The organism is Methylobacterium oxalidis, from assembly GCF_007992195.1.
Classification (GTDB): domain Bacteria; phylum Pseudomonadota; class Alphaproteobacteria; order Rhizobiales; family Beijerinckiaceae; genus Methylobacterium; species Methylobacterium oxalidis.
In genome coordinates this window covers 1-12307 of sequence record NZ_BJZU01000084.1, presented here as the reverse complement: position 1 = coordinate 12307, position 12307 = coordinate 1, and the positions used below count along the sequence as shown (strand labels likewise).

At 72.7% G+C, this 12307-nt stretch carries 12 protein-coding genes; 3 read left to right on the top strand and 9 right to left on the bottom strand.

What is annotated here, in order from left to right; all coding sequences use genetic code 11:
• Positions 1-57: 57 nt before the first annotated feature.
• From MOX02_RS19660 to MOX02_RS19630, 7 genes are all read right to left on the bottom strand, one after another.
• Positions 58-939: a PhnA-like protein gene (locus MOX02_RS19660; protein ID WP_244948445.1), complete on the bottom strand. Its 882-nt coding sequence runs from the start codon at positions 937-939 to the stop codon at positions 58-60.
• A 46-nt stretch (positions 940-985) separates the two neighbouring features.
• Positions 986-1327, bottom strand: a complete 342-nt coding sequence (locus MOX02_RS19655) for a hypothetical protein (RefSeq protein WP_147027491.1) — start codon at positions 1325-1327, stop codon at positions 986-988.
• Positions 1328-1868: 541 nt separating this feature from the next.
• Entirely contained in the window at positions 1869-3410 is a 1542-nt protein-coding gene (gene ppx, locus MOX02_RS19650; RefSeq protein ID WP_147027490.1) for an exopolyphosphatase, read from the bottom strand.
• 94 nt (positions 3411-3504) lie between these two features.
• Positions 3505-5931 carry an RNA degradosome polyphosphate kinase gene (locus MOX02_RS19645; RefSeq protein ID WP_238179615.1) on the bottom strand — a complete coding sequence of 809 codons (2427 nt, stop codon included), beginning with the start codon at positions 5929-5931 and terminating at the stop codon, positions 3505-3507.
• Positions 5932-6045: 114 nt separating this feature from the next.
• Complete coding sequence (locus tag MOX02_RS19640) at positions 6046-6747, bottom strand: P-loop NTPase family protein (RefSeq protein WP_147027489.1); 702 nt, start codon at positions 6745-6747, stop codon at positions 6046-6048.
• 7 nt (positions 6748-6754) lie between these two features.
• Entirely contained in the window at positions 6755-7879 is a 1125-nt protein-coding gene (locus tag MOX02_RS19635) for an AI-2E family transporter (protein WP_147027488.1), read from the bottom strand.
• Positions 7880-7934: 55 nt separating this feature from the next.
• Positions 7935-8477 (bottom strand): CDP-alcohol phosphatidyltransferase family protein, encoded by a 543-nt coding sequence (locus MOX02_RS19630; RefSeq protein ID WP_147027487.1) that lies wholly within the window; start codon positions 8475-8477, stop codon positions 7935-7937.
• Positions 8478-8664: 187 nt separating this feature from the next.
• Between MOX02_RS19630 and purM the strand changes: the two genes are divergently transcribed.
• Entirely contained in the window at positions 8665-9726 is a 1062-nt protein-coding gene (gene purM, locus MOX02_RS19625; RefSeq protein WP_147027486.1) for a phosphoribosylformylglycinamidine cyclo-ligase, read from the top strand.
• Positions 9723-10385 carry a phosphoribosylglycinamide formyltransferase gene (gene purN / locus MOX02_RS19620; protein ID WP_147027485.1) on the top strand — a complete coding sequence of 221 codons (663 nt, stop codon included), beginning with the start codon at positions 9723-9725 and terminating at the stop codon, positions 10383-10385. The genes purM and purN overlap by 4 nt, the downstream gene beginning before the upstream one ends.
• 45 nt (positions 10386-10430) lie before the next feature.
• Here the strand turns inward: purN and MOX02_RS19615 are convergent, their stop codons facing one another.
• Together MOX02_RS19615 and ndk are read right to left on the bottom strand one after the other, a co-directional pair.
• Positions 10431-10793: a hypothetical protein gene (locus MOX02_RS19615; RefSeq protein WP_147027484.1), complete on the bottom strand. Its 363-nt coding sequence runs from the start codon at positions 10791-10793 to the stop codon at positions 10431-10433.
• A 177-nt stretch (positions 10794-10970) separates the two neighbouring features.
• Positions 10971-11393, bottom strand: a complete 423-nt coding sequence (gene ndk, locus MOX02_RS19610; RefSeq protein ID WP_147027483.1) for a nucleoside-diphosphate kinase — start codon at positions 11391-11393, stop codon at positions 10971-10973.
• Between the two features lie 264 nt (positions 11394-11657).
• Here ndk and MOX02_RS19605 point away from each other — a divergent pair, with 264 nt between their 5' ends.
• The gene (locus tag MOX02_RS19605) at positions 11658-12206 is read left to right on the top strand and encodes a DUF2147 domain-containing protein (RefSeq protein ID WP_147027482.1); all 549 of its coding nucleotides are present in this window, start codon (positions 11658-11660) and stop codon (positions 12204-12206) included.
• The last annotated feature ends 101 nt before the right edge of the window (positions 12207-12307 follow it).

The window sequence follows — 12307 nt, the reverse complement described above, 5'->3', positions numbered from 1 at the left end:
TGTCACGCTCGCGTGCCCCGGTCCCGTCGGGACCGGGGCATCCGGAGCGCGGCGGCCTCAGGTCCGGTAGGCGTCCGGCTTCACCGCGCCCAGGCGACCGCCCAGGAAGGCGGCGAGCGCCCCGAGCACCAGAGCCAGCGCGGCGTAGAGCGCACCCTGCGCCGCCGCGCTGCGCGTCGCCTCGGCGGCGGCCTGCGCCTTCTGCTTGGCCTCCGTCACGGCCTGCTCGTACTGCTTCTGGTAGGTCTGGACCTGCGCCCGCGCCTGATCGACCGGGATGTTCTGCGCCTTGGCGAGCGCCTCGGCCGCGCGGTTCTCCGCCTCGGCCTTCTGGGTGGCGTCGCCCGAGAGGTAGGCGCGGACCGCCCCGACTGCCGCGTCGCGGAGCGCCGCCGGATCCTGACCGCCCGTGGATTGGCGCACCTGCTGCTCGATGCCCTCGAGCGGGTTCGAGATCTTGTCCAGGTTCGGCGCCGCAGCCTGGGCGGCGGTCTGGAGGCCGCCGCCGACCGCCTGGCCCGCGCCGCCGATCGCGCTCGACACGGTGCCGAAGGCGCCGCCGACCAGGCCGCCGACCGTCGAGGTGAGGAGATAGAGGACGACGAGGGTGGTGACGGCCCAGGAGACGAGGCCGTGGTAGGCGGCCGTCGAGGCCGAGGGGCGGCCCGAGAGCCGGCCGGCCAGGTAGCCGCCGATGAGCGAGGCGACGATCCCGGAGCCGACCCACCAGAGGGCGGCCGTGAGGGAGACGGTGCCCGCGCTCGGATTGCCCGAGCCCGTGGCACTGAGCGCCGACAGGCCAACGCCGAGGCCGACCATGTTGAGGATGACCTGCGCGACGAGGGCGGCGACGGCGCCGGCCAGGATCGCGCCCCAGGAGACCTGATGCAGCAGGACCGCGCGGGTCTCGCCCGGCGCGACGGAAGAGGAGAGGGCCAAGATTGAACTCCGGGTTGTCGATGTGGGAAGCGCGGCGCGGGCGGGCTCAGCGGCGGTTGTGCATCAGCAGGCCGAGGCCGTAGCCGATCAGCCCGGCGACCAGCAGCGCGGCGAGCGGACGGGCTCCGACCTGTTCGGCGACCGCCTCTCCGCCGGCCCGCACGGCGTGCTCGCCGCGGCGGTAGACGTCCTCGGCGAGGCCCCTCGCCTCCTCGGCAGCCTGCCCGGCGGTCTCGCGGGCGCCGGCGAGCATCCGCTCGCTGCGGGCCTCGGCGGTTCGCAGGCGCCCGCCGACTTGGGCGCCGTGATCTCCGATGGCGTCGCCGAGCGCGCTCTCCGCGTCGCCGGCGAACTCCTTGACGGCGCTGCCGATGGATTCCCTGTTCATGTCGTCTCCTCTGGGCATGGAGCGCCCATCGCTGCCGGCGGGGCCGGCCGCGTTGCGCGGTCCGTACGGGCTGGATCTGTTATCGGGTGCGGGACGGAGGGCCTGCGCGCCTGCGACCGCTGGCGAGCGGCCAGCGAGTCCCTGCCGCGGTCGCTCCGGAGCCTGCCCGCGATCCCTCGCGTGACATTGCCGTCCGGAGAGCCGCGGCGACGCGGCGGGTGTCCATGTCACGCTCCCGTTCGCTGCGCCGCGGTGGATGCGGCGCCCGAACGCGAGATGGAGCGGTCACGCGAGAGGACAATGGTAAAATTTGATCAATCGTCGGTAGTAAAACGGATCACATCATCGTGTTTCTACTTTAAATTGTATGACGAAGATCAGTTGCGTTTTGCGGCTGCGGCCTTGGCCGGCGCGCGTGCCGAGTGAGCGCGACGCAGGCTGTCCCGGATACCTCGGGGGCAGCCGTTCGGTCTGCCGCGGATCGTGCATCGGGGGCGGCCGGCGCCGCGTCTCGCGCGGGCCCATCGCCGGGCGGGCGGCGTCAGCCGATCTCGATGCGCCCGTCGAGGCCGAGGATGCGGCCGAGGCCGCGGACCCGGTTGAGGAGGCGGTCCCCGGCGAGGGCCTCCCAGGGCGCGGGCAGGCGCAGCACCACCTTGCCGTCCTCCACCGCGAGGGGGAGCCGGTCGAGCGTGCCGCCCATGCCCGCCGAGACCGGGAAGGCGACGCGCAGCAGCCCGCCCACGAGGCGCGCCCGCTCGAACAGGCGCGGGCCGGCGAGGTTGCGCAGCATCGGGCTCGCCTTCTCGGGCGCCACCCCCTCGTGCCGGAAGTAGGCGGAGAGCGCCAGGTAGGCCCGGCCCGGATGGTCGACGCCGACGAAGGAGGCGTTGGTGATGATGTTGATGCTCTGCTCGCCCCGGTAATCGGGGTGGGCCCGCCAGCCGATGTCCGAGAGCAGGCAGGCGGCGTGGCGCAGGCGCCGCTCGTCCGCTGTCTCCGGCCCGTCGAGGGTCTCGACGAAGCGGTCGGTCCAGCCGAGCAGCTCCAGCCCGTGGGCGGGCGAGCGGGCCCGCAGCCGGTTGAGCTCGGAGGCCGCCGCGATCAGCGGGTCGATGGCGCGGGCCTCCCGGTCGAGCTTCTCGAAGAGCAGGCCCTCGCGCACGCCCGAGGCCGAGATCGCGACCTCGCGCGGGCGCCCGGCCCGAATGATCTCCTCCAGAACCACGGCGCCGTAGGCCAGGAGCGGCCGGCGCGCCTCGGAGATCGACTCGACCTCCTGCAACTGCGCCGCGTCGACCTGCTCGACCATCTCCAGGAAGTTCAGCTCGTCCGTCGGCTCGACGCTGTAGCCGTGCATGACGTGGACGGGGTAGCCGCGTTCCGCCTGATGCAGGCGGGCGAGGGCCCGCCAGGTGCCGCCGACCGCGTAGAAGGTGCGCCCCCGCAGCGTCTCGAGCTGCGGCGCCGCCTTCTTCAGGTGCTCGCGCGCGAGCTTGCTCGCCTTCTTGAGCGAGCCGCCGGAGAGGTCCTGAAGGGCGAGGCCGCCGAGCGGCATGGTCACGCCCTGCCCGACGACCGCGCCGCGCACGTCCACGAGCTCGAGCGAGCCGCCGCCGAGATCGCCCACCACGCCGTCCGGCGCGTGGAATCCCGAGACGACGCCCAGCGCCGACAGCTCCGCCTCGCGCCGGCCGGAGAGCAGCTCGATCCGCTGCCCGCAGGCCGCCTCCGCCGCCTCCAGGAAGGCCGGGCCGTTCTCGGCGTCGCGGGCGGCCGCGGTGGCGAGGACGAACAGGCGCGAGACCCGCATGGTCGTGCACAGCACCCGGAAGCGGGCGAGGGCCGCGAGCGCGCGGCGCACCGCCTCCTCGTTGAGCCGGCCCGTGGTCAGCACGTTCCGACCGAGGCCGCAGAGCACCTTCTCGTTGTAGAGCGGCGTCGGCGCGCGGGTCAGCCCGTCGTAGGCGACGAGGCGGACCGAGTTCGAGCCGATGTCGATGATGGCGACGGGGGCGAGAAGCTCGTCCGCGTCGGGCGTGTCGGAGTGGACGAGCGTCAGGTTGGTGCGCTGGAGCCCCAAGGCATGTCCCTCGTTACGGGCCCGCGGGCGTCTGCCGCGGGCTCGGCTTCGCTCAGGCGCCGCGCCGGCTCCCTCCCGGCCCGGCAGCCCGGGCTCAGGTCCGCTGCGCTCGGCGGCTGAGCGCGCGGGGGCTGGATTTCTTCGACGACTTGCCGCGCCCGGACAGGCTCGGGTTCGTCATGAAATACTTGTGCGCGTTGAACGGCTCCTCGCCGTCCGCGGGCTTCAGGCGCTCGCTCGCGCCCGACGCCAGTACACGCCAGCTCTGGCGGTTGTCGAGGAGGTTCGCCAGCATGATCTGGTCGAGCACCTGCTGATGCACAGTCGGGTTGAGGATCGGCAGCAGCGCCTCGACGCGCCGGTCGAGGTTGCGCTGCATCAGGTCGGCCGAGGAGATGTAGACGGTCGCCCTCGGGTGCGGCAGCCCGACCCCGTTGCCGAAGGCGTAGATGCGCCCGTGCTCCAGGAAGCGCCCGACGATCGACTTGACCCGGATCGTCTCCGACAGCCCCGGGATGCCCGGCCGCAGGCAGCAGATCCCCCGCACGATGCAGTCGATCTGCACGCCGGCGCAGGACGCGTCGTAGAGCGCGTCGATGATCTGCGGGTCGACCAGCGAGTTGCACTTGATCCAGATCGCGGCCGGGCGGCCCGCCCTGGCGTGCTCCACCTCCGCCTCGATATGCTCCAGGAGCCGCGGCTTGAGGGTCAGCGGCGAGACCGCCATCCGCTCCAGCTCCGCCGGCTCCGCGTAGCCGGTGATGAAGTTGAAGAGGCGGGAGACGTCCCGCGCGATGGCCGGGTCCGCCGTGAAGAAGGACAGGTCCGTGTAGATGCGCGCCGTGATCGGGTGGTAGTTGCCGGTGCCGACGTGGCAGTAGGTGACGAGCCGGTCGCCCTCGCGCCGGACCACCATCGAGAGCTTCGCGTGGGTCTTCAGCTCCACGAAGCCGAACACCACCTGCGCGCCGGCCTTCTCGAGGTTGCGCGCCCAGCGGATGTTGGCCTCCTCGTCGAAGCGGGCCTTGAGCTCGACGAGGGCCGTGACCGACTTGCCGGCCTCGGCGGCCTCGGCCAGAGCCGCGACGATCGGCGAGTTCGACGAGGTGCGGTAGAGGGTCTGCTTGATGGCGACCACGTGCGGGTCGCGGGCGGCCTGGGCCAGGAACTGAACCACCGAGTCGAAGGATTCGTAGGGGTGGTGGACGATGAAATCCTTCTGGCGGATCGCCGCGAAGACGTCGCCGCCCGACTCGCGGATGCGCTCGGGGAAGCGCGGGTTGTAGGGCTTGAACTTGAGGTCCGGCCGGTCGATCCCGACGATCTGCGACAGCTCGTTGAGCGCCAGCATCCCCTCGATCAGGAACACCGCCTCGCTCGCGATCTCGAGCTCGTCCGTCACGAAGGCGCGCAGGTCCTCGGGCATCCCGGCCTCGACCTCGAGACGGATGACGATGCCGCGGCGGCGCTGCTTCAGCGCCGTCTCGAAGTGCAGGACGAGATCCTCCGCCTCCTCCTCGATCTCGAGGTCCGAGTCGCGGATCACCCGGAAGGCGCCCTGGCCCTTGACGAGGTAGCCGGGGAAGAGCCGCCCGGTGAACTTCACGATCACCTGCTCGATGGCGACGAAGCGGGCGACCGGGTCGCCCGGCAGATCCGGCAGGCGCACGAAGCGGTCGAGCACGGCGGGCAGGCGGATCAGCGCCCGCAGCACCCGCCCGTCGCGGGGCCGCACCAGCATCAGCGCGATGGTGGAACCGAGGTTCGGGATGAAGGGGAAGGGGTGGGCCGGGTCGATGGCGAGGGGTGTCAGCACCGGGAAGACGTGGTTGAGGAAGTACTCCTCCAGCCACGTCCCGTGCTCGGCGGTGAGCTCGCCCGGATCGACGAGGTCGATGTCGGCGCCGTGCAGCTCGGCCTTCAGGTCGCGCCAGCGCGCCTGCTGGTCCTCGGCGAGGCGCGAGACCTCGTGGCCGATCCGCAGGAGCTGCTCGGAGGGGGTCAGCCCGTCCTGCGAGGGCACGACGAGGCCGGCACGCACCTGATCGTGCAGGCCGGCGACGCGCACCATGAAGAACTCGTCGAGGTTGTTGGCCGAGATCGAGAGGAAGCGCAGCTGCTCCAGGAGCGGGTGATTGGGGTTCGACGCCTCCTCCAGCACCCGCCGGTTGAACTGGAGCCAGGACAGCTCGCGGTTGACGAAGCGCTCGGGCGAGTGGCGCAGGCTGCGCCCCGCCTCCAGCACCGGCTCGCGGGCGTCGCTGCCGGCGAGGTCCGCGGCGGGCTGCGGCCGGACCTCGGCGGCCTCGGCCGTGGCCGGCCAGTCGTCGGACGCCGCCTCGGGGGCGGCCTCGGCCGGAGCGCGTGCCGGCGTGCTCCGGGATGCGGGCAACCGGCGGGCGGCAGCCGTGCGGGGGGCGGCCGCCCGGGCCGGAGTCCGGCGTCCGGACGCGGGCGCGACGTCCCGCTCCGCGCCCGTCTCGACGGCATGCTCGTCCCGCGCGCCGGTGCTCGGCTCCATCTCCGACACTCCGCAACCTCCGCTCGTCTCTCTCAAACCGGGTCCCCTATCATGAGGCCCCCCGCTTCCGTTTGACAGTTCCGTGACGCTCCGCGGCCCCATGGCCCGCGCGCCTCACTCCGTCTCCTCGGGCATCCCGAGCCGGTCGAGCACCGCGAGTGCCAGCGGCCGGGTGATGCGGCGGCCGCGCCCGAGCGCGTCGCGGTCGAGCTCCGCCACGACCTCGCGGGCGCGGGCGAGCGACCGGTCGATGCGCAGGGCGAGCGCGTCCACGACGCTCAGATCGACCACGAGCTGACGGTCCACGAAGAGCTTGACGATGACAGCCCGCAGGAGCGCGTCGTCGGGGGGCAGGATGCTCGCGCCCGGCGCCAGGCGCAGGCGCGAGCGCAGGTCCGGGGTCGCCAGCCCGAGGGCGTCCACGGGGCGCGCGCTCGTCAACAGCACCGGGCAGCGGCGCTCCCGGGCGAGGTTGAGGAGGTGGAACAGGGCCGCCTCGTCCCGTCCCTCGGCGCGGTCGATATCCTCCACGACGAGGGCCCCGTTCGAGACGAGGTGCGTGACCTTGGCGGCGCTCACCTCGGCGGCGGCCGCCGTCCAGGCGTGCGCCCGTGTCGCCCAGATCGAGGCGAGATGGCTCTTGCCGCTGCCGGACGGGCCGGTGAGCACCAGCACCGTGTCGGGCCAGTCCGGCCAGGCCTCGATCAGGGCGTAGGCCGCCTCGTTGGCGGGACTCACGAGGAAGTCCTCCCGGCCGTAGCGGGGATCGAGGGGCAGGTCGAAGGTGAGCTGGCGGGGCGGTGCGTTCTCGCGCATGCGGCCCCTAGTCTCGCCGAGCCGCATGCCCCGTCAAGGGCGGCATCTCCTGCCGTGGCAGGAGTGGAGGCTCCTCCGCGTGATAGAGCCGGCTCTGCAGGTAACGCTCCAGCGCGAAGCGCACGATCACGCCGATCGAGGCCGCGACCGGCACGGCGAGCAGCAGGCCGACGAAGCCGAACAGCGAGCCGAAGGCGAGGAGCGCGAACATCAGCCAGACCGGGTGCAGCCCGACGGAATCGCCGACGAGCTTCGGCGAGATGATGTTGCCCTCCAGGAACTGGCCGACGAGGAACACGCCGACGGTCAGGCCGATGTGCAGCCAGTCCGAGCTCGGCCAGAACTGCACGAGCGCGACGCCGACCGAGAGCAGGAACCCGGTGAGCGTGCCGACATACGGGATGAAGGTGAGGAAGCCCGCGATCAGCCCGATCAGCACGCCGAAGTTCAGCCCGACGAGCCAGAGGCCGACCGAGTAGAAGGTGCCGAGGATCAGGCAGACCAGGGTCTGGCCGCGCACGAACCCGGTGATGGCGCCGTCGATCTCGCGGCCGAGGCGGCGCACCACGGGGCGGTGGCGCGGCGGCACCCAGGAATCCAGCTTGGCGATCATCCGGTCCCAGTCGACCAGGATGTAGAAGGCGACCACCGGCGTGACGACGAGGAGCGAGGCGATCGAGATCAGCGCCTGGCTGCCGGACCAGAGCGACTTCAGGAAGGCGAGGAGCCAGGCGCCGCCCTGCGTCGCGAGCGTCCCGACCGAGGATTGCAGCTCGGAGAGCACGTCGGTTCCGCCGATCCGCTGGAGGAGCGGGCCGACGCGCTCGGCCAGGATCGCCTGCAGGCGCGAAACCGTGCCGGGCAGGGTCGCGATCAGCGCGGCGACCTGGTTGGCCGCGAGCGGCACCACGATCAGCAGCGTGATCACCAGGGCGACGACGAACAGCGCGAGGATCAGGAGGCTCGCCGCGAGGCGCCCGAGGCCGAGGCGCTCCAGCCGGTCGGCCAGCGGGTCGAGCAGGTAGGCGAGGGCGATGCCGGCGACGAAGGGCAGGAGGACGTCGCGCAGCAGGTATACGAGAAGCAGAAGGGTCAGCGCCGCGCCGAGCCCGATCAACGTCCTGCCGCGCATGCGCCGCCCCACCCGTTTCAACCGTGGCCGAGAGTGGGAACGAATCTCCGCCCGATCAAGGCCGCCCGCCCGCCGCCGCTCCCTCCCGCCAGACCTGCGCGTAGGCGACGAGCGAGAGGAGGCTCGTTCCCGCGACGAGCCAGCAGGCGACCAGCACCGGGCCCTCGACCGGCCAATCGCCGGCGCGACCCGCCAGCACGAGGGTGGCGAGGCCGATCTGCGCGGCCGTGCCGAGCTTGCCGATGCGGAGCGGCCGGATCGCGAGGCGGCGCCCCCCGAGCCGGGCGAGGCCGATCGCGCCGAGCACCGCGAGGTCCCGCCCGATCACCACCGCGAGGAGCCAGGCCGGCAGCGCCCCGGCGGCGGTGAGCGCCACGAACACCGAGACGAGCAGCGCCTTGTCGGCGAGCGGATCGAGGATGGCGCCGAGCTCGCTCTGGAGCCCGAACCGCTTGGCGAGGAAGCCGTCGAGCGCGTCCGAGGCGCCGGCCACGAGGAAGACGGCGAGCGCCGCGCCCCAGGCGCCCTGCCCGATCAGCACCAGGATGACGGGCACCAGCACGAGGCGGCCGAAAGTGATCAGGTTCGGAAGGGTCATGGCTGTCGGCGTCATCGCGGGCCCGGGTGTGTGGCCCCATCCTAACCCGTCCTGGCGCCATGGAGATCGGATGGCGGCCGGTCGCATCCGTCCCGAGCCCGGAGACCCGGAAAGGCCGGGACCCGACTCGCCCTCCCGGCCGCAACCCGATAGAGGAACGGCGAGATCGCGGCTGGGACGAGCGAGCATGACGGACAAGGGGCTGACCTACGCGCAGGCGGGCGTCGACATCGACGCCGGCAACGCCATGGTCGAGACGATCAAGCCGCTGGTGCGGGCGACGCGCCGGCCGGGGGCCGACGCCGAGATCGGCGGCTTCGGCGGCCTGTTCGACCTGAGGGCGGCGGGCTTCAAGGACGCGATCCTGGTGGCGGCGAACGACGGCGTCGGCACCAAGGTGAAGATCGCGATCGAGACCGGGCGCCACGACACGATCGGCATCGACCTCGTGGCGATGTGCGTGAACGACATCATCGTCCAGGGCGCCGAGCCGCTGTTCTTCCTCGACTACTACGCCACCGGCAAGCTCGTGCCCGGCGTCGGCGCCGACATCGTGCGGGGCATCAGCGAGGGCTGCCGGCAGGCGGGCTGCGCTCTGATCGGGGGCGAGACCGCCGAGATGCCCGGCCTCTACGGCGGTCAGGACTACGACCTGGCGGGCTTCGCCGTGGGGGCGGCCGAGCGCGGCACGCTGCTGCCGCGCGAGGGCATCGCGCCGGGCGACGCGGTGCTCGGCCTGCCCTCCTCCGGCGTCCACTCGAACGGGTTCTCGCTGGTGCGCCGGATCGTGGCGAAGGCCGGCCTGGGATGGGACGCGCCAGCGCCCTTCGCGCCGGGCCGGAGCCTCGGCGAGGCGCTGCTCGAGCCGACCCGGATCTACGTGAAGCCGCTCCTGGCGGCCCTCCAGGCGACCGACGGCATCAAGGCGCTCGCCCACATCACGGGCGGGGGCTTCCCCGACAACCTGCCCCGGGTCCTGCCGGAGGGGGTCGGCATCGAGATCGATCTCGATGCCGTCTCGCCGCCGCCGGTCTTCGGCTGGCTGGCGCGGGAGGGCGGGGTCGCGGAGGCCGAGATGCTGCGCACCTTCAACTGCGGCATCGGCATGGTGGTGGTGGCCGCCGCCGACCGCGCCGAGGCGACCGAGGAGGCGCTGCGGGCGGCCGGCGAGGCGCCGGTGCGGCTCGGGCGGATCACCGCGCGGGGTGCCGAGCCCGTCACCTTCACGGGCTCCCTCGCGCTGCGATGACGGGCCCCCGCAAGATGCGCGTCGCGATCCTGATCTCGGGACGCGGCTCGAACATGGTCTCGCTGATCGAGGCCGCGCGGGCGCCGGACTTCCCGGCCGAGATCGTGCTCGTGCTCTCGAACCGGCCGGAGGCGGGCGGGCTCGCGCACGCCGCGGCGGCCGGCATCCCGGCCCGCGCCGTCGACCACCGGGCCTACCCCGACCGGGCGGCGTTCGACGCGGCGCTGCAGGCGGAGCTCGAGGCCGCACGGGTCGACCTCGTCTGCCTCGCGGGGTTCATGCGGATCTTCACGCCGGGCTTCGTGGAGGCGTGGGCGGGCAGGATGCTCAATATCCATCCCTCGCTGCTGCCGCTGTTCCGCGGAACCCACACGCACGAGCAGGCGCTCGCCGCGGGCGTGCGTCTCCACGGTTGCACCGTCCACTTCGTGGTGCCGGAGCTCGATGCCGGGCCGATCGTGGCGCAGGCCGCCGTACCCGTGATGCCCGGCGATCATCCGGTGGCGCTCGCCGCCAGGGTGATCGTCGAGGAGCATCGGCTCTACCCGGCGGCGCTGGCGCTGGTGGCGGGCGGGCGCGCCCGGCTGGCGGAGGGCCGGGTGATGTTCGCGGCGGACGTGCCGCCCGCGGAGGGCGCGCTCCTCAGCCTGTGCGTGTAGGAGCGGGCACGCCTCCCCGCGGGCGGGGAGGCGCGGCGGCGCCGGTCAGACCGGGCGCTGCAGCTTGCAGGAATCGAGGGCCGAGAGCGCCTTCGCGCGGGCCGAATCGTTGAAGTAGCCGGTGGTGCGGTAGGCCTCGATCTCGGCCTCGTCGAGCGTGCGCAGGGTCTGCCGGGCGTAGCAGCCGCAGGGGCGCTCCAGGGAGGCTTCCGGCGTGCTCGTCATGCGGGCCTGGATCACCGTGCAGGCGTGGCGCACGCGGCTCTCGAGGTTGGCCTTGGGCGCCGTGCGGAGCGCCGGGTCGGGCTGGTACTGCTCGAAGGGAGCCGAGGAGCCGCCGGCGAGGGCGGCGCTCGCGCCGAGCGCGAGGAGGCCGGCGGCGATCAGCGAGGGGAGACGGCGCGTCATGGTGGGAAGAGTCCGTTGGCAGGCGCGTGGAACCTGAGCCGTTGGACTCTCCGGCCGCCCCACCCGTCAAGGGCGCCCCGGCCACACCGGATCCCGATCGTGAGATCCGGCGAAACTGCGTAGCCGATGGCGCCCCGGTGTGGCCCGGCGGTCACCGCGGACCGCCGGCGCGGGACGTCAGCCGGCGATGTCGCCGTCCTGGAAGAACTGCGCGATCTCGATCCGGGCGTTCTCGGCGCTGTCCGAGCCGTGCACCGTGTTCTCGCCGACCGACTGGGCGAACTTCTTGCGGATGGTGCCCTCGGCGGCCTGGGCCGGGTTCGTCGCGCCCATCACCTCGCGGTACCGGGCCACGGCGTTCTCGCCCTCGAGGACCTGCACGACGACCGGGCCGGAGGTCATGAACGCCACGAGCTCGCCGAAGAACGGGCGCTCCTTGTGGACCTCGTAGAACGTTTCCGCCTGGGCGCGGCTCATCTGGATGCGGCGCTGGCCGACGATGCGCAGGCCCGCCTCCTCGATCACGGCGTTCACCGCGCCGGTGAGGTTCCGCTTCGTGGCGTCGGGCTTGAGGATGGAGAAGGTGCGCTCGGTGGCCATGATCCGTCCGGGTTGTGTCTGAGAGCTGCGCGAGCGGAAAATCGCTTCGGCGCCGGGCTTATAGCCGGGGCGATGGCGGCTCTCAACCCGAGCGGGCTCCGCCGGCGGGAGCAGGATCCGGGCGGCCCCGATATGGCGCTGCCGCAACACTGCCGAAAAATCGCCAGAAAGCCACCGTTGATTGCAGGCCCGATCGAACGCCCTCCCCGCCCGAGCCTGCACGTCGAAGCCTGCCCGCAGGCGCCAGCTTAAGGAGCCAAGCCCATGCGCATCGCCCTCTCCTCCGCCCTCCTCCTCGCCGGCCTCGCGGGGGCGCAGGCCGACACAGGCAAGGACCCGTCCGGGACCTGGCTGACGGAGGACGGCCGGGCGAAGATCCGTCTCGACCGCTGCGGCCCCGGACAGGCCCATGTCTGCGGCAAGGTCGTCTGGCTCAAGGTCCCGAACACGGATGCGGGCGCGCCGCGCACCGACCTGAAGAACCCCGACCCCAAGAAGCGCTCGCGCCCGATCATCGGCCTGCAGCTCATCGACGGGCTCAAGCCCGACGACGGCAAGTTCTCGGGCGACATCTACAACGCCGACGAGGGCAAGACCTATCAGGTCAGCCTGGAGCGGGAGAGCGGCAACGAGCTCAGCGTGACGGGCTGCCTGCTCAAGGTGCTGTGCGGCTCGCAGACCTGGACCAAGGTGCCGGACGTGAACCAGCAGGCCGCCGTCGTGTCGCCGGAGCCGGCCGCCAAGCCCGCCCCGAAGCCGGCCCAGCCCAAGCCCGCGGCCCCCGCCAAGGCGGAGAAGCCCGCCGCCGAGTGACACCCGGTTCGAGGCGGTCGGCCGGGGCCGGCCGCCGGATCCGCCGCTCCGCCATGAACGAATCAGGCGCGGGTCCCCTCTCCCGTTCGGGAGAGGGACAG

Excerpts from the sequence above, each read along its gene's own strand:
- MOX02_RS19655 (WP_147027491.1), bottom strand. The coding sequence starts at position 1,327 with ATGAACAGGGAATCCATCGGCAGCGCCGTCAAGGAGTTCGCCGGCGAC.
- MOX02_RS19645 (WP_238179615.1), bottom strand. The coding sequence starts at position 5,931 with ATGGAGCCGAGCACCGGCGCGCGGGACGAGCATGCCGTCGAGACGGGC.
- MOX02_RS19640 (WP_147027489.1), bottom strand. The coding sequence starts at position 6,747 with ATGCGCGAGAACGCACCGCCCCGCCAGCTCACCTTCGACCTGCCCCTC.
- MOX02_RS19635 (WP_147027488.1), bottom strand. The coding sequence starts at position 7,879 with ATGCGCGGCAGGACGTTGATCGGGCTCGGCGCGGCGCTGACCCTTCTG.
- MOX02_RS19630 (WP_147027487.1), bottom strand. The coding sequence starts at position 8,477 with ATGACCCTTCCGAACCTGATCACTTTCGGCCGCCTCGTGCTGGTGCCC.
- purM (WP_147027486.1), top strand. The coding sequence starts at position 8,665 with ATGACGGACAAGGGGCTGACCTACGCGCAGGCGGGCGTCGACATCGAC.
- purN (WP_147027485.1), top strand. The coding sequence starts at position 9,723 with ATGACGGGCCCCCGCAAGATGCGCGTCGCGATCCTGATCTCGGGACGC.
- MOX02_RS19615 (WP_147027484.1), bottom strand. The coding sequence starts at position 10,793 with ATGACGCGCCGTCTCCCCTCGCTGATCGCCGCCGGCCTCCTCGCGCTC.
- ndk (WP_147027483.1), bottom strand. The coding sequence starts at position 11,393 with ATGGCCACCGAGCGCACCTTCTCCATCCTCAAGCCCGACGCCACGAAG.
- MOX02_RS19605 (WP_147027482.1), top strand. The coding sequence starts at position 11,658 with ATGCGCATCGCCCTCTCCTCCGCCCTCCTCCTCGCCGGCCTCGCGGGG.